At 67.2% G+C, this 17130-nt stretch carries 12 protein-coding genes; 5 read left to right on the forward strand and 7 right to left on the reverse strand.

Annotated elements, in window-relative coordinates; genetic code table 11:
* Positions 1-44: 44 nt before the first annotated feature.
* On the reverse strand, positions 45-1124 hold the full coding sequence (locus AC5P6S_RS08335; RefSeq protein WP_012479937.1) for a YeiH family protein: 1080 nt from the start codon (positions 1122-1124) through the stop codon (positions 45-47).
* A gap of 102 nt (positions 1125-1226) precedes the next feature.
* Here AC5P6S_RS08335 and AC5P6S_RS08340 point away from each other — a divergent pair, with 102 nt between their 5' ends.
* Positions 1227-2102, forward strand: a complete 876-nt coding sequence (locus tag AC5P6S_RS08340; RefSeq protein ID WP_038645894.1) for a LysR family transcriptional regulator — start codon at positions 1227-1229, stop codon at positions 2100-2102.
* A gap of 150 nt (positions 2103-2252) precedes the next feature.
* Positions 2253-4130: an ATP-binding cassette domain-containing protein gene (locus AC5P6S_RS08345; RefSeq protein ID WP_049397764.1), complete on the forward strand. Its 1878-nt coding sequence runs from the start codon at positions 2253-2255 to the stop codon at positions 4128-4130.
* Between the two features lie 181 nt (positions 4131-4311).
* On the opposite strand, the gene AC5P6S_RS08350 is transcribed toward AC5P6S_RS08345, so the two are convergent.
* On the reverse strand, positions 4312-4773 hold the full coding sequence (locus AC5P6S_RS08350; protein ID WP_012479939.1) for a c-type cytochrome: 462 nt from the start codon (positions 4771-4773) through the stop codon (positions 4312-4314).
* Between the two features lie 9 nt (positions 4774-4782).
* Complete coding sequence (locus AC5P6S_RS08355; RefSeq protein WP_005413034.1) at positions 4783-5172, reverse strand: c-type cytochrome; 390 nt, start codon at positions 5170-5172, stop codon at positions 4783-4785.
* 205 nt (positions 5173-5377) lie between these two features.
* On the opposite strand from AC5P6S_RS08355, the gene AC5P6S_RS08360 reads away from it, so the two are divergent.
* The 3 genes from AC5P6S_RS08360 to AC5P6S_RS08370 are packed head-to-tail and all read left to right on the forward strand — an operon-like array spanning position 5378 to position 13130.
* Entirely contained in the window at positions 5378-6529 is a 1152-nt protein-coding gene (locus AC5P6S_RS08360; protein WP_021204157.1) for an efflux RND transporter periplasmic adaptor subunit, read from the forward strand.
* Entirely contained in the window at positions 6526-10047 is a 3522-nt protein-coding gene (locus AC5P6S_RS08365) for an efflux RND transporter permease subunit (RefSeq protein WP_164281507.1), read from the forward strand. Before AC5P6S_RS08360 ends, AC5P6S_RS08365 begins: the two co-directional genes overlap by 4 nt.
* Positions 10044-13130, forward strand: a complete 3087-nt coding sequence (locus AC5P6S_RS08370; RefSeq protein ID WP_099497432.1) for an efflux RND transporter permease subunit — start codon at positions 10044-10046, stop codon at positions 13128-13130. The genes AC5P6S_RS08365 and AC5P6S_RS08370 overlap by 4 nt, the downstream gene beginning before the upstream one ends.
* 140 nt (positions 13131-13270) lie before the next feature.
* On the opposite strand, the gene AC5P6S_RS08375 is transcribed toward AC5P6S_RS08370, so the two are convergent.
* The 4 genes from AC5P6S_RS08375 to AC5P6S_RS08390 all read right to left on the reverse strand — a co-directional run bounded on the left by AC5P6S_RS08375 (position 13271) and on the right by AC5P6S_RS08390 (position 17127).
* Positions 13271-14491: a TraB/GumN family protein gene (locus tag AC5P6S_RS08375; protein WP_005409278.1), complete on the reverse strand. Its 1221-nt coding sequence runs from the start codon at positions 14489-14491 to the stop codon at positions 13271-13273.
* Between the two features lie 4 nt (positions 14492-14495).
* The gene (locus AC5P6S_RS08380) at positions 14496-15026 is read right to left on the reverse strand and encodes a GNAT family N-acetyltransferase (protein ID WP_005409279.1); all 531 of its coding nucleotides are present in this window, start codon (positions 15024-15026) and stop codon (positions 14496-14498) included.
* A 14-nt stretch (positions 15027-15040) separates the two neighbouring features.
* Positions 15041-15928 carry a carbon-nitrogen hydrolase gene (locus AC5P6S_RS08385; RefSeq protein WP_099497433.1) on the reverse strand — a complete coding sequence of 296 codons (888 nt, stop codon included), beginning with the start codon at positions 15926-15928 and terminating at the stop codon, positions 15041-15043.
* A 161-nt stretch (positions 15929-16089) separates the two neighbouring features.
* Positions 16090-17127, reverse strand: a complete 1038-nt coding sequence (locus AC5P6S_RS08390) for an agmatine deiminase family protein (RefSeq protein WP_005409281.1) — start codon at positions 17125-17127, stop codon at positions 16090-16092.
* Between the last annotated feature and the right edge of the window lie 3 nt (positions 17128-17130).

The raw sequence follows: 17130 nt of genomic DNA on the forward strand, positions 1-17130 counted from the left end.
GTGGATCTACTGGTATGTGCCGCCCCTGGTCGGCACGCTCCTGATCAGCCCAGCACCGCCAGCACACCCTGGTGGATTGCCAGGCCACCGAACAGCAGCCAGGCGAACAGGATCAGCGCCAGCAGCAGCGGCTTCAGTCCTGCCTGGCGCAGCGCCGAGACGTGGGTGGTCAGGCCCAGCGCGGCCATCGCCATCGCCAACAGCACCGTGTCCAGCTGCACCAGCCCGGCCTGCAGGCCGGCCGGAAGCAGATGCAGCGAGTTGAAACCGGCCACGGCCACGAAACCGAACGCGAACCACGGCACCACGATGCGCGCCTTGCTGCCATCGGCGCTGGCCTTGCCGCCACGGGCCAGCCACAGTGACAGCGCGATCAGGAACGGCGCCAGCAGCATCACCCGCACCATCTTGGTGATCACCGCCGTGTCAGCTGCCGCTTCGTTGACCGCACGGCCGGCCGCCACCACCTGTGCCACTTCGTGCACCGTCGCACCGGTGAACAGGCCGTACTGCCGCGCGTCCATTGCCAGCCAGCCGTGCGACTGCACCAGTGCATACAGCGCCGGGTACAGGAACATCGCCAGCGTGCCGAACACCACCACCGTCGAGACCGCGACGGTGACATGCGCAGCGCGGCCACGCACCACCGGCTCGGCGGCCATCACCGCTGCCGCACCGCAGATCGCGCTGCCAGCGCCGATCAGCATGGCTGCCTCGCGCTCCATCTTGAACACGCGCACGCCCAGCCAGCAAGCCAGGCCGAAGGTGCTGGCAACCACCAGCACGTCCATCAGCACGCCAGTGACGCCGACATGGCCGATGTCCTGGAAGGTCAGGCGCAGCCCGTACAGCACGATGCCGGCGCGCAGCAGCCAGTGCTTGGAGAAGCCGACACCGGCCGCGCTGCCCGGTGCCAGCCGCGGGTAGAAGGTGTTGCCGACCACGATGCCGGCGACGATCGCCACGGTCAGCGCGCTCAAGCCATGTGCCTGCAGCCACGGAAGCTCGGCCAGATACAGCGACGCCGCCGCGATCAGGCCTACCAGCACGAGACCGGGCAGACGCGGCTGCCAGCGTTGGCGCAAGGCGGGCAGGGACCAGGGGGAGAGGGCAGGGGCATTCATGGCAGGGGCAAGGCTGGAGTGATGGGGCAAGCGTGCGCGTCTGTCGCTGACCTGTAAAACGAATAATATTGGTGAAACCTACCCATCAAGAAGGTAAGTGCCATGCGCCTGACCTTGCGCCAGCTGCAGGTCTTCGTCGCCATCGCCGACCATGGCAGCACCACCGCTGCCGGCCAGGCCATTGCGCTCTCGCAGTCGGCCAGCAGCGCCGCCCTGCAGGAGCTGGAGGCGCACTTCGGCACCCCGCTGTTCGACCGCATCGGCCGCCGTCTGGCGCTGAACGGGCATGGCCGCGCACTGCTGGAGCCGGCGCGCACCTTGCTGGTCAACGCCGCCGACCTGGAGCGTCAGCTGGCCGCCGGCGGCGACCCATCGCAGGGGGCACCGCTGCGGCTGGTGCTGGCCGCCAGTACCACCATCGGCAATTACCTGCTGCCGCCACGCATCGCCGAACTGCTGCGCCAGGCGCCGCAGGCCGAGGTCGACCTGCGCATCGACAACAGTGCCGGCGTGGTCGCTGCCGTGCAGCGCCTGGACGTGGACGCCGGCCTGATCGAAGGCCCGTGCCACGAGCGCGGCCTGCAGGTGACCGCCTGGCAGCAGGACCCGCTGGTGATCGTGGCTGCCGCCGATGCCCCCGCCAGCTGGTCGCTGGACGAACTGCGCCGCGCACGCTGGCTGCTGCGCGAGCCAGGCTCCGGCACCCGCGAAGCCGTCGAACAGGCGCTGCTGCCGCACCTGCGTGGCTTCGCCCAGACCCTGCAGCTGGGCAATACCGAAGCAATCAAGCAGGCCGCCATCGCCGGCCTCGGCCTGGCCTGTCTTTCGCGTCACGCGCTGGAAGAGCCATTGGCCCTGGGCCGCCTGCGCGTGCTCGAAACCCCGCTGCCGGCCCTGCAGCGCACGCTGTGGCTGGTACGGCATCCCGGCAAGCAGTGGCTGCCGGGGTTGCAGGCGCTGCTGGGGGACGTGGAATAAGCCATCAGATCCCCAGTCGATTCCAACCATCCCGCCATCCCACAGGAAACCAGCTTTTGACGTTGCCGTTGACGTTGCCGGCCAGCGGCCGGCACTACCGCGGGTGCCGGGTGCAACCCGGCCGACGCCCCCAACCCGTACAATATCCGGATGCCTCTGATTACTCTGCAGAACGTCGACTTCAGCGTCGGCGGCCCGTTGTTGCTGGAAAAGGCCGAACTGTCGATCGAGCCGGGCGAACGCATCGCCCTGATCGGCCGCAACGGCGCCGGCAAATCCACCCTGCTCAAGCTGCTGTCCGGCGACCACAAGCCCGATGACGGCGAAGTCCGCGTGCAGCAGGGCGTGCGCGTCACCCGCCTGGAGCAGGAAGTGCCGCACGGCGCGGCCGGCTCGGTGTTCGACGTCGTCGCCGACGGCCTTGGCGAGCTGGGCCAGTGGCTGGCCGAATTCCACCACCTCAGCCATGCCGAAGTCTTCGATGGCGAAGCCCTCGGCAACGTGCAGGCCAAGATCGATGCCGCCAACGGCTGGGGCCTGGACCAGCGCGTCAGCGAAACCCTGACCAAGCTCGACCTGGATGGCGAGGCCGAGTTCGGCCGCCTGTCCGGCGGCATGAAGCGCCGCGTGCTGCTCGCCCGCGCGCTGGTGTCCAGCCCCGATGTGCTGCTGCTGGACGAACCGACCAACCACCTGGACATCGAGGCCATCGACTGGCTCGAAGCGTTCCTGAAGGGCTGGAGCGGCAGCGTGGTGTTCGTCACCCATGACCGTCGCTTCCTGCGTGCCCTGGCCACCCGCATCGTCGAGATCGACCGCGGCCAAGTCACCAGCTGGCCAGGCGACTGGGCCAACTACGAGCGCCGCCGCGAAGAGCGCCTCAACGCGCAGGCGCAGGAGAACGCCCGCTTCGACAAGCTGCTGGCGCAGGAAGAAGTCTGGATCCGGCAGGGCATCAAGGCCCGTCGCACCCGCGACGAAGGCCGCGTGCGCCGCCTGAAGGCGATGCGCGTGGAGCGTTCGCAGCGTCGCGACCTCAGCGGCAACGTCAAGATGGAAGCCGCACAGGGCGTCAGTTCCGGCAAGAAGGTCATCGATGTCAAGGACATTTCGTTCGCCTTCGGCGAGCGCACCATGGTCCGCGATTTCACCACCACCATCATGCGCGGCGACCGCATCGGTCTGATCGGTCCCAACGGCAGCGGCAAGACCACGCTGCTCAAGCTGCTGCTGGGCGAACTGCAGCCGGCCAAGGGCGAAGTCAACGCCGGCACCAACCTGCAGATCGCGTATTTCGACCAGTACCGCGCGGTGCTGCGCGAAGACTGGAGCGCGATCGAGAACGTCGCCGAAGGCCGCGATTTCCTCGAGTTCAACGGCAAGCGCAAGCATGTGCATGCCTACCTGCAGGACTTCATGTTCACCCCGGAGCGCGCGCGTGCGCCGATTACCCGCCTGTCCGGTGGCGAGCGCAACCGCCTGCTGCTGGCCAAGCTGTTCGCGCAGCCGTCCAACCTGCTGGTGATGGACGAACCGACCAACGACCTGGACGTGGAAACGCTGGAGCTGCTGGAAGAGCTGCTGGGCGAATACACCGGCACCCTGCTGCTGGTCAGCCATGACCGTGACTTCATCGACAACGTGGTCACCTCCACGCTGGTGATGGAGGGCGATGGCGTGATCGGCGAGTACGTGGGCGGCTACAGCGACTGGCAGCGCTATGCGGCCAGCGTGGCGACGCCTGCCGCGGCTCCGGCAGCCAAACCGGCCGCCGCCGCACCGGCTGCAGCTGCGGCACCTGCCGCACCCAAGCGCAAGCTGGCCTACAAGGAAGCGCGCGAACTGGAGCAGCTGCCGAAGACCATCGAGAAGCTGGAAGGCGATGTCGAAGGCCTGACCTCGGCGATGAACGACCCGTCGTTCTACACCCGCAGCAGCGCCGAAGTGACCGCGCACACCCAGCAGCTGGCGAAGGTGCAGGCCGAGCTGGATGCCGCTTACGCGCGCTGGGAAGAGCTGGAAGGCTGAGTATCGGTCGGCGCCAGCAGTGCGCCGATTGATCGAGTCGAGAATCAGTAGATCCACGCCATGCGTGGATGGTGGCATCAGTGCGGACCAAGGTCCGCACCCACCGAAGCCGGTTACACCTCCGTACGGACCAACGGTCCGCACCTACCAATCAACGATCCGCACCCACCGGGGCCTGCGGTCATTTGACCCCGTGCAGATCCCGCAGCTGGCTCGGCCGGCTGCCGAAATACGCCGCCAGATCGGCGATGTCCTGATCACTCAGGTCCTTCGCCTGTGGCGTCATCAACATGTGCTGGCGGTCACCGGCGCGGTAGGCCTGCAGCGCATGCGCCAGGTAGTCACCGTACTGCCCACCCAGCTTCGGATAGGTCGGATCGATCGGCGCATTGCCATCGGCCCCGTGGCAGTCGATGCAGCTCTGGTTGGTGGCCTTGCCCTTCACCTTGGCGCGGGCTTCACCGGCGGCCTCGCGACCTGCAGGCAGGCCAGCCGAAGAAGAAGAGCCGTGTTCGCCACTGGCATGGCCCGGGTCGGCGGCGGATGTCTCGCTGTTTTCCACCTGCGACTGTGAACAGGCCGCCAGCAGCAGGGCAACGGACAGGGCGATGGCGTGACGCAGCGGATGCGCGGCTTTCGACATGGGCGGGCCTTACTTGACGGTGGACAGGTAAACAGAGAGATCGGCGATCTCCTGTTCGCTGAAACTCATCGACTGCGCCTGCATCGTCGGATGCCGGCGCTTGCCCTGGCGGTACTCGGTCAGGGCCTGGGCCAGGTACTGCTGGGTCTGGCCGCCGATCTTCGGCACCCGGTAGCTGGGGTAGGCGTTCTTGTAGCCGGTGATGCCGTGGCACCCCTGGCAGGTGTAGGCCAGCACGCGGCCATTGTCGAAGTTGCCGGTGGGCGCGGCAGGCGCCGGCGCGGCGGCAGGAGCCGGGGCCGGAGCGGGTGTGGCAGGAGCAGGAGCGGGCTGTGCGGCGGCCCCAAGGGGCAGGAGGACGGCCAGAGCGAGACAAGCGGCGAGCGGCTGCGGGCGCATGGTGTCGTTTCCGGGGATTCGGGTCTGGTCGTTCCGGCGTGGGGTACGGAACGCCCCGAGTATAGCCTCAGGTTTCATCTAGCTGAAATGGGGTCGGGCCGACCAGCGGCGTGAAGACACCATGACCTTTGGGATATGGTGTTGCCGTGAAGTGGTGCATTACTTTGCTACCACACCTGTCCACGCATCCTCCAGGGACCTGACGATGTCGCACCCAACCTTCCTGTCCGGCCGTCGCAGCGGAATCTGCGCTGCCGCACTGCTGATCTCCACCTCCCTGCTGCTGGGCGGTTGCGCCGCAGGGCCCAATTCCGAAGCCAAGGCCGCCGAGACCAAGGAGGAGAAGAAGGTCGATGCGGTCCCGGTCGAAGTGGCCGTGGCCAGCCATCGCGCGGTCGCGGCCAGTTACACAGGCACCGCCGCGCTGGAACCGCGCGCCGAGTCGCAGGTGGTGGCCAAGACCTCCGGTGTGGCGCTGGCGGTGCTGGTCGAGGAAGGCCAGCGGGTCACCGCCGGCCAGCCGCTGGTGCGCCTGGACCCGGACCGCGCACGCTTGGCCGTAGCCCAGAGCGAAGCGCAGATGCGCAAGCTGGAAAACAACTACCAGCGTGCACAGAAACTGGTTGGTCAGCAGATGGTCAGTGCTGCCGATGTCGACCAGCTGCGCTTTGATCTGGAAAACGTCCGTGCGCAGTACCGTCTGGCGACGCTGGAGCTGTCCTACACCACCGTCGTGGCGCCGATTTCCGGCGTGATCGCATCGCGCTCGATCAAGACCGGCAACTTCGTGCAGATCAACACGCCGATCTTCCGCATCGTCGACAACTCGCGCCTGGAAGCCACCCTCAACGTGCCCGAACGCGAGCTGGCCACGCTGCGTGCCGGCCAGCCGGTGACGTTGGCCGCCGATGCGCTGCCGGGCCAGAGCTTCACCGGCACCGTCGATCGCATCGCGCCGGTGGTGGATTCGGGCAGCGGCACGTTTCGCGTGGTCAGCGCCTTCGATGGCGCCGCGCACGCGCTGCAGCCCGGCATGTTCGGGCGCATCCGCATCGATTACGACCAGCGTGCCGATGCGCTCGTGGTGCCGCGCCTGGCGCTGCTCGACGACGGTGAGCCGGCGGTGTTCCGGGTGCGCGAAGGCAAGGTCGCACGTGTTCCGGTCAAGCTGGGTTACGCCGAGGGCCCGTGGGTGGAGATCCGTGATGGCCTGGCGGCCGGTGATCAGGTGGTCACCGCCGGCAAGGTCGCGCTGCGCGACGGTACCGCGGTGCAGGTGATCGCCGATCCGAAGGCAAAGGCGAAGACGGTCGCAGCGGCCGCCAAGCCGGCAGACAAGGCCGGGAGCAAGCAATGACCGCCCCGGGCCACGACCACGGTGCCTCGCCGGCGAGCGATGGCGCCGCCGCCGGCATGCGCGGCGGCCTGGTGGAATTCGCCACCCGCCGCCGCGTGACCATCGCCATGTGCACGGTCACCCTGCTGCTGTTCGGCCTGATCGCGCTGGGCAACCTCAAGGTCAACCTGTTGCCCGACCTGAGCTACCCGACGCTGACCGTGCGCACCGAGTACACCGGTTCGGCGCCGACCGAAATCGAAACCCTGATCACCCAGCCGGTCGAAGAGGCGGTCGGCGTGGTCAAGAACCTGCGCAAGCTGAAGTCGGTTTCGCGAACCGGCCAGAGCGACGTGGTGCTGGAGTTCGCCTGGGGCACCAACATGGACCAGGCCAGCCTGGAGGTGCGTGACAAGATGGAAGCGCTGAACCTGCCACTGGAGGCCAAGGCCCCGGTGCTGCTGCGCTTCAATCCGTCCACCGAGCCGATCATGCGCCTGGTGCTGTCGAACAAGGTGGCGCCGACCAGCGATGCCGATGCGGTCCGCGAGCTGACCGGCCTGCGCCGCTATGCCGATGAAGACCTGAAGAAGAAGCTGGAGCCGGTTGCCGGCGTGGCAGCGGTCAAGGTCGGCGGCGGCCTGGAAGACGAGATCCAGGTCGACATCGACCAGCAGAAGCTGGCCCAGCTGAACCTGCCGATCGACACCGTCATCAAGCGCCTGAAGGACGAGAACATCAACATCTCCGGCGGTCGCCTGGAGGAGGGGTCGCAGCGCTTCCTGGTGCGCACCGTCAACCAGTTCGCCGACCTGGAGGAGATCCGCAACCTGCTGGTCACCACCCAGGGCTCGAACGGAAGTGCAGCCGACTCGGCATTGCAGCAGATGTTCAACATCGCCGCGTCGACCGGTTCGGCCGCAGCCATCGCGGCGGCTTCGGCGGCGCAGAGCGCATCGTCCGGTGGTGGCTCCAGCGTGGTCGCCAATGGCGTGCCGGTGCGCCTGAAGGACGTGGCCACCGTTCGCCAGGGTTACAAGGAACGCGAAGCGGTGATCCGCCTGGGCGGCAAGGAATCGGTTGAACTGGCCATCTACAAGGAAGGCGACGCCAACACCGTCTCCACCGCCGAAGCGCTGCGCAAGCGCCTGGAGCAGATCAAGGGCACGTTCCCGTCCGACGTCGAGATGACCACCATCGAGGACCAGTCGCGCTTCATCGAGCACGCCATCGCCGACGTCAAGAAGGATGCGGTGATCGGTGGCCTGCTGGCGATCCTGATCATCTTCCTGTTCCTGCGTGATGGCTGGAGCACGTTCGTGATCAGCCTGTCCTTGCCGGTCTCGATCATCGCCACCTTCTTCTTCATGGGCCAGCTCGGCCTCAGCTTGAACGTGATGTCGCTGGGCGGCCTGGCATTGGCCACCGGCCTGGTGGTGGACGACTCGATCGTGGTGCTGGAGAGCATTGCCAAGGCCCGCGAGCGTGGCCTGGGCGTCCTGCAGGCAGCGATCGTCGGTACCCGCGAAGTGAGCATGGCGGTGGTCGCCTCGACCCTGACCACCATCGCCGTGTTCCTGCCGCTGGTGTTCGTCGATGGCATCGCCGGCCAGCTCTTCCGCGACCAGGCATTGACCGTGGCGATCGCCATTGCGATCTCGCTGCTGGTATCGATGACGCTGATTCCGATGCTGAGCTCGCTGAAGGGCCGGCCGCCGCTGGCATTCCCGGAAGAGGCGCCGAACGAACCGTGGCAGCCGCAGAACCGCTGGCAGAAGCCGGTGGCGCTGGGCCGTCGTGGTGCCGTCGCAACCGCGCGCTGGAGCTTCTATGCGCTGGCCTTGCTGGTCGTGCGTGCGTGGCGGGGCGTCGTGGCCGTGGTCGGCCCGGTGATGCGCAAGGCCAGCGACCTGGCAATGAAGCCCTACGCCGGTGCCGAGCGCGGCTATCTGCGCCTGTTGCCGAGCGCGCTGGCCCATCCGGGCAAGGTGCTCGGCGTGGCCACGATCATCTTCGTGGCGACCATGGCGCTGGTGCCGATGCTCGGTGCCGACCTGATCCCGCAGCTGGCGCAGGACCGTTTCGAGATGACGGTGAAGCTGCCGGCCGGCACGCCGCTCAAGCAGACCGATGCGCTGGTGCGCGAGCTGCAGCTGGCCCACGGCAACGGCGAGGGCGTGGCCTCGCTGTACGGTGTCAGTGGCAGCGGCACCCGCCTGGATGCCAGCCCGACCGAGAGCGGCGAGAACATCGGCAAGCTGACCGTGGTGATGGAAGGCGGCGGCAATGCACGCACCGAAGCGGAGATCACCGAGCGCCTGCGCGACAGCATGGGCCAGCACGCGGGGGCACAGGTCGACTTCGCGCGGCCGGCGTTGTTCAGCTTCTCCACGCCGCTGGAAATCGAGCTGCGCGGGCAGGACATGGCGACGTTGGAAGTAGCTGGCCAGCGCCTGGCGGCGATGCTGCGTGGCAATGCGCACTACGCCGACGTGAAGTCCACGGTGGAAGAGGGCTTCCCGGAAATCCAGATCCGCTTCGACCAGGAACGTGCCGGTGCGCTGGGCCTGACCACCCGCCAGATCGCCGACGTGGTGGTGAAGAAGGTGCGTGGCGACGTGGCCACCCGCTACAGCTTCCGCGACCGCAAGATCGACGTGCTGGTGCGTGCCCAGGAAGGCGACCGCGCCAGCGTGGAGAGCATCCGCCGGTTGATCGTCAATCCGGGCAGCACCCGGCCGGTCACGCTGGATGCGGTGGCCGACGTGGTTGCCACCACTGGCCCCAGCGAGATCCATCGCGCCGACCAGACCCGCGTTGCGGTGGTCTCGGCCAACCTGCGCGACATCGACCTCGGCGCGGCCATGCGCGAAGTGCAGCAGATGGTGGCCGAACAGCCGCTGGGCGCGGGTGTCGGCCTGCACATCGGTGGCCAGGGCGAGGAGCTGGCGCAGGCGGCGAAGTCGTTGATCTTCGCCTTCGGCCTGGCGATCTTCCTGGTCTACCTGGTGATGGCCTCGCAGTTCGAATCGCTGCTGCATCCGTTCGTGATCCTGTTCACCATCCCGCTGGCGCTGGTCGGCGCGATCCTGGCACTGATGCTGACCGGCAAGCCCATCTCGGTGGTGGTGTTCATCGGCCTGATCCTGCTGGTCGGCCTGGTCACCAAGAACGCGATCATCCTGATCGACAAGGTCAACCAGCTGCGCGAGGCCGGCGTGGCCAAGCACGAGGCGCTGGTGGAAGGTGCACGCTCGCGCCTGCGGCCGATCATCATGACCACGCTGTGCACGCTGTTCGGCTTCCTGCCGCTGGCGGTGGCGATGGGCGAGGGCGCCGAAGTACGCGCGCCGATGGCGATCACCGTGATCGGTGGCCTGCTGGTGTCGACCCTGCTTACCCTGCTGGTGATCCCGGTGGTCTACGACCTGATGGACCGCCGTGGTGACGCCTACTACCGCGAGCGTGGCCGCAAGCACGCCGGCGAGATCGAGCCGGGCGCAGCAGGCAGCGCGGCGGGTGCGGAGGAGCCGGCATGAGTGTTGCCGAGTTCTCCATCCGCCGCCCGGTCACCACCATCATGTGCTTCGTGTCACTGGTGGTGATCGGCCTGATCGCCTCGTTCCGGTTGCCGCTGGAAGCGTTGCCGGACATTTCCGCGCCCTTCCTGTTCGTGCAGATTCCGTACACCGGTTCAACCCCGGAGGAAGTGGAGCGGACCATCATCCGCCCGGTGGAGGAATCGCTGGCGACGATGACCGGCATCAAGCGCATGCGCTCGTCGGCCACCTCCGAGGCGGCGCTGATCTTCATCGAGTTCAGCGACTGGGACCGCGACATCGCCATCGCCGCCTCCGATGCACGCGAACGCATCGATGCGATCCGCAGCGATCTGCCCGACGACCTGCAGCGCTACAACGTGTTCAAGTGGTCCAGCAGCGACCAGCCGGTGCTGAAGGTGCGCCTGGCCAGCACCAGCGACCTGACCACCGCTTACGACATGCTCGACCGCGAGTTCAAGCGGCGCATCGAGCGTATCCCCGGCGTGGCCCGCGTCGACATTACCGGCGCGCCGCCGAACGAGGTGGAGATCGCCATTGATCCGAACCGGCTCAACGCGCATGGGCTGAGCATCAACGAGCTGAGTGACCGCCTGCGCACGCTGAACTTCTCGATCTCGGCCGGGCAGATCGACGACAACGGCCAGCGCGTGCGCGTGCAGCCGGTGGGCGAGATCACCGACCTGCAGGAAATGCGCGACCTGGTGATCAACGCCAAGGGCCTGCGCCTGGGCGACATCGCCGACGTGCGCCTGAAGCCGGCGCGGATGAACTACGGGCGCCGCCTGGACGGCAACCCGGCGGTCGGGCTGGATATCTTCAAGGAGCGCAGTGCCAACATGGTGGAGGTGTCGCGCGCGGCGCTGGCCGAGGTTGAAGCGATCCGTGCCGAAGCGTCGATGCGCGACGTGCAGATCAAGGTGATCGACAACCAGGGCAAGGCGGTGACCTCCTCGCTGCTGGAACTGGCCGAGGCCGGTGCGGTCGGCCTGATCCTGTCGATCACGGTGCTGTTCTTCTTCCTGCGCCATTGGCCGTCCACGCTGATGGTGACCCTGGCCATTCCGATCTGCTTCACCATCACCCTGGGTTTCATGTACTTCGTCGGGGTGACGCTGAACATCCTGACCATGATGGGCCTGCTGTTGGCGGTGGGCATGCTGGTCGACAACGCCGTGGTGGTGGTGGAGAGCATCTACCAGGAGCGCGAGCGCATGCCGGGACAGCCGCGCCTGGCCTCGATCATCGGCACCCGCAACGTGGCCATCGCGCTCAGTGCTGGCACCTTGTGCCACTGCATCGTGTTCGTGCCGAACCTGTTTGGCGAGACCAACAACATCAGCATCTTCATGGCGCAGATCGCGATCACCATCTCGGTCTCGCTGCTGGCCTCCTGGCTGGTCGCGGTCAGCCTGATCCCGATGCTGTCCGCGCGCATGGCCACGCCCAAGCTGGTGCACTCGCAGACCGGACTGATCGCGCGGCTGCAGCGCCGCTACGCCAGGCTGCTGGACTGGTCGCTGCACCATCGCGGCTGGAGCCTGCTCGGCATCGTGCTGGTGGTGCTGGTCAGCCTGGTGCCGATGAAGCTGACCAAGGTCGACATGTTCGGTGGGGATGGCGGCAAGGACATCTTCATCGGCTACATGTGGAAGGGCGCCTACACCTATCGGCAGATGTCCGAGGAGGTGGCGCGCGTGGAGAACTGGATCGACGCCAACCGCGAGCGCCTGCACGTCAAGCAGGTGTACTCCTGGTACAGCGAGCAGGAAGGCAGCTCGACCGTGGTCACCCTGGACGAGAAGTACGCCAAGGACATCAAGGCGCTGCAGGAAGAGCTGCGCAAGGGCCTGCCGAAGTCGGCCCGCACCGACTACTTCGTTGGCAACCAGGGCGGTGATGGCGGCGGTGGCGGCAACCAGGGCGTGCAGGTGCAGCTGGTGGGCGACTCCAGTTCGATGCTGCAGGAGATCGGCCAGGAAGTGGTGCCGCTGCTGGCCCAGCGTGCCGAGCTGCGCGACGTGCGCATCGACAATGGCGAGAAGGGCGGCGAGCTGAAGGTGCGCGTCGACCGCGAGCGCGCCGCGGCGTTCGGCTTCAATGCCGAGCAGGTCGCCAGCTTCGTCGGCCTGGCCCTGCGCGGTGCGCCGATGCGCGAGTTCCGCCGCGGCGACAATGAAGTACCGGTATGGGTGCGCTTCGCTGGCGCCGAGCAGAGCAGCCCGGAAGACCTGGCCGGCTTCAGCGTGCGCACCGGCGACGGTCGCAGCGTGCCACTGCTGAGCCTGGTCACCGTTGACGTCGGTTCATCGGCGACCCAGATCGGTCGTACCAACCGCCAGACCACGCTCACCATCAAGGCCAACCTGGCCGAGAAGGTCACCGCGCCCGATGGCCGCAAGGCGATGGAATCGGTGCTCAAGCCGATGAACTTCCCGGCCGGCTATGGCTTCACCTTCGATGGCGGCGACTACGGCAACGACGACGAAGCGATGCAGCAGATGGTGTTCAACCTGCTGATCGCGCTGATGATGATCTACGTGGTGATGGCGGCGGTGTTCGAGTCGCTGCTGTTCCCGGCGGCGATCATGAGCGGCGTGCTGTTCTCGATCTTCGGCGTGTTCTGGCTGTTCTGGATCACCGGTACCTCGTTCGGGATCATGTCCTTCATCGGCATCCTGGTGCTGATGGGCGTGGTGGTGAACAACGGCATCGTGATGATCGAGCACATCAACAACCTGCGGCGCGGCGGCATGGGACGCACGCAGGCGCTGGTGGAGGGTTCACGCGAGCGCCTGCGCCCGATCATGATGACGATGGGCACGGCGATCCTGGCGATGGTGCCGATCTCGCTGACCAATACGCAGATGTTCGGCAACGGCCCGGAGTACGCGCCGATGGCGCGCGCGATTGCCGGCGGCCTGGCGTTCTCCACGGTGGTCAGCCTGCTGTTCCTGCCGACCATCTATGCAGTGCTGGATGACCTGCGCAATGCCGTGACGCGGTTGATCCGCCGCGCGCGTGGAGTGGAAATGGTAGAGCCGGGCGCTGCCCGGCTGTAATGCACATCAACGTGTTGTGGTGTGGGGGAGGCCGGTCGTAGTGGGGCGGCCTCCCCCTTTTTCTGCCGGGCATGGCGTGCCAACCAAGGTTGGCACCTACCAGAGCGCAGTCGAGCTTGGCTCGACGCTACACGGAACAATCAACCCGCCACCTTGCCCCACACCTTGAAGGTGGTCAGCCACAGGCCGAGCATGCTGCCGATGTTGGTCAGCATGAACGTCAGCACCACGCGGGTGACGCGGTTGCGGTACCAGCCCTTCAGGCTCTGCGCGTCGTCGCGCAGCTTCAGGAAGTCCTCGTACGCCGGCTTGCGCAGGCGCGCTTCCACCAGCGCCGAGAATGCGCCGGTCGGGATGCTCAGGCGGAACGGCTTGAACGGGGCCACCGCGATCGCGGTGAGGATGCTCAGCGGGTGGCCGCCTGCCAGCAGGCAGCCCAGGCCCGCCAGGCCGCCGGTATACATCGCCCAGGTCGCCAGCAGTTCGGTACCCACGCCGAGGCCGCCGCGGTAGAAGCCCACGCCGATGCCGGTCGCCACGATGGCCAGGATGCCCAGCGTGAACCACGGAATGTTGCGCTTCTTCGGCACCGCCTCCAGCTCGGCGCGCAGCGGTGCCGGTGCCTCGGTGTCGGTTTCCAGGTAACGCGCCAAGCCTGCCAGATGACCCGCACCGACAACCGCCAGCACTTCACGCTGCTGCGGGTTGTGTTCCTCGCGCAGGCGCGTGGCCATGTAGCGGTCGCGCTCGCCGATGATGGTCTCGTACAGTGCCGGGCTCTCGCTGGCAAACTCGCCGAAGCTCGATTCCAGCATGTCGCCCTGCTTGAGCTTTTCGATCTCGTTCTCGCCCACTTCCTCGGACGAGAACAGGCCGGCGCCGAGACCGGCAACCAGCTTCAGCTTGCCGAAGAAGCCCAGCCGCTGCGAGGCGCGGCGGAAGGTCAGGCCGACCTCGCGGTCGATCAGGTGCACCGGCAGGTCGCGTTCGCGCGCCAGTTCCACCGCGCGTTTCAGTTCCGCGCCCGGCTCGATGTCCAGCTGTTCGGCCAGGCGACGCTGGTAGGCGGACAGGGCCAGGTTGGCGGCGAACAGGGCGACGCGGCCCTTGCGGATCACCTCGACCAGGTCGAGCTTGGCCAGCGTGTCCGGGTCGCTCAGCGCCTGCAGGCGCTGCGGGTCCAGTTCAACGGCCACGGCATCGAAGCGGCCGCTGTCGATGGCCTTTTCCACCGCCTCGACGCTGGCGCGTGAGACATGGGCGGTGCCCAGCAGGGTGTAGCGCACGCCGTCGCGTTCAACAACGCGTACCGGCTGGCCGGCGAACAGGTCGTCGCCGGTCTCGGGAAGGGTTTCGGTCATGGGTTCATTCATTGGAAGGTGCAGTGTCGGCGCCATCGCCGAGCGCGCGCTGCATCTGCACGGTATCCAGCCAGCGGCCATGCTTGCGGCCGAGGCCACGGAACACGCCGACCAGCTCGAAGCCGAAGCGTTCGTGCAGCTTGATTGAAGCGGTATTGGTCGGTTCGCCGATCACCGCCACCATCTGCCGGTAGCCACGCGCCACGCAGGCGTCGATCAACGCCTGCAGCAGGCCGGTGCCAACGCCCTTGCCCTGGAACGCAGCATCGACGTAGACCGAGTTTTCCACGGTCCACTGGTAGGCAACGCGGGTGCGGTAGGTGTTGGCGTAGGCATAGCCGGCCACCTGGCCGTCAATCTCGGCGACCAGGTAGGGGAAGCCGCGGTCGATGATGTCGCGCATGCGGCGCAGCATCTCGGACGCGTCCGGGATGTCGTACTCGTAAGTGTTGACGAAGTCGGTCACTTCCACCGCGTAGATCGCGGTGATCGCGGCGATGTCGGCCGGGCCGGCATCACGGATGAGGACGGCCATGCGCGGGCTCCGGCTCAGTCGATGTAGCGCTTGAGCAGGTCGCCGTAGGCATCGATGCGGCGGTCGCGCAGGAACGGCCAGATGCGGCGCACATGCTCGCTGCGCTGCAGGTCGACATCGCACAGCAGAACCGTGGCATCGGTGCCGGCTTCGGCCAGGAATTCGCCCTGCGGGCCCAGCACGTGGCTGTTGCCCCAGAACTGGATGCCGGAGGCGCCCAGCGGCGAGGCCTCGTGGCCGACGCGGTTGCAGCTCAGCACCGGCAGGCCGTTGGCCACGGCGTGGCCGCGGTGGCTCAGCACCCAGGCGTCGCGCTGGCGGGTCTTCTCGTCCTGCACGTCGTCCGGGTCCCAGCCGATCGCGGTCGGGTAGAGCAGCAGTTCGGCACCGGCCAGCGCCATCAGGCGCGCCGCTTCCGGGTACCACTGGTCCCAGCACACCAGCACGCCAAGGCGACCCACCGAGGTATCGATCGGCTCGAAGCCGATGTCGCCCGGGGTGAAGTAGAACTTCTCGTAGAAGCCCGGATCGTCCGGAATATGCATCTTGCGGTACTTGCCGAGCAGCGTACCGTCCTTCTCGAACACCACGGCGGTGTTGTGGTACAGGCCGGCGGCGCGGCGTTCGAACAGCGAGCCGACCAGCACCACGCCGTGCTGCTTCGCCAGTGCGCCCAGGCGCTCGGTGCTGGGGCCCGGAATCGGCTCGGCCAGGTCGAATTCGTCCACCGATTCGTGCTGGCAGAAGTACGGACCGTTATGCAGTTCCTGCAGCAGCACCAGCTTGGCACCCTGCGCAGCCGCCTCGGCCACGCGTGCTTCGATCACCGCCAGGTTGGCGGCGGCATCACCGTGGTTGCGCTCCTGGATCAGGGCGACGGTAAGGGGGCTGCGCGAGTTCATGCGGGGCGTTCCTGCGGGGGAAAACCAGCATGTTAGCGCGGATGGGCGGCGACGGCGTGTCGCGCGCTGAATGGGTGCGCTCGGTAGTGCCGGCCGCTGGCCGGCAATCCCGTGGATCCATCAGGCGGTGCAGGGTTGCCGGCCAGCGGCCGGCACCACCGTCAGACCTTCAACAGCCCTTCCGGCAGCTGCATGGTGATGCAGTGCAGGCTGCCGTTCTGCCAGATCAGCGAGCGGCAGGGCACCTGCACGATCTCGCGGCCCGGGTGCGCCTGGGCCAGCACATCGCGGGCCAGGTCGTCGGCCGGGTCGCCATAGGCCGGCATCAGCACTGCACCATTGACGATCAGGTAGTTGGCGTACGACGCAGCCAGGCGGCGGCCTTCGTCGATCACCGGCTGTGCCCACGGCAGCGGGAACAGGCGGTACGGCTGCCCATCCTTGGTGCGCAGTGCGGCCAGCTCGTTGCCCATCGCCTGCAGTTCGGCGTAGTGCGAGTCGCTCTCGTCGTCACAGGCCTGGTAGACGATGCTGTCGGTCGAGGCGAAGCGGGCGAGGGTGTCGATGTGCGCGTCGGTGTCGTCGCCTTCCAGGTAGCCGTGGTCCAGCCACAGCACGCGGTCCTGCTGCAGCCAGTCGGCCAGGTCGGCACTCAGGCTGGCGCGGTCGCGGTCCGGATGGCGCTCGTGCAGGCACTTCCAGGTGGTCAGCAGGGTGCCTTCGCCATCGGTCTCGATGCCGCCGCCTTCCAGCGCGAACGGGATGCTGCGCACCGGCGCGTCGTTGAACACGCCGGCGTGGTCCAGCACGCCCACCAGCTGGTCATCCAGGGTGGCGTCGAACTTGCCGCCCCAACCGGTGAAGCGGAAATCCAGCAGCTGGAAACCGCCGTCGGCACGGCGCAGGGTGATCGGGCCGGAGTCGCGCAGCCAGGTATCGTCGTAGGCGGCCGTGGTGAAGTGGACCTTGTCCATGTCGATGCGGTTGGAGCGCAGTCGCATTTCGGCATAGGTCTCCACATCGTCGTCGGCCACGCAGATCAGCACCGGCTGGAAGCGGGTGATGGCCGCGACCAGGGCGATGTAGGTCTCTTCCACCTGGCCCAGGCGATCGGCCCAGTCGGTGTCGGCGGTGGGCCAGGCAATCAGGACGCCGCTCTGGGCTTCCCACTCGGCAGGAAAACGAAGGGTCTGGTTCATGGT

The organism is Stenotrophomonas sp. YJH_SMC_119 (assembly GCF_059368315.1).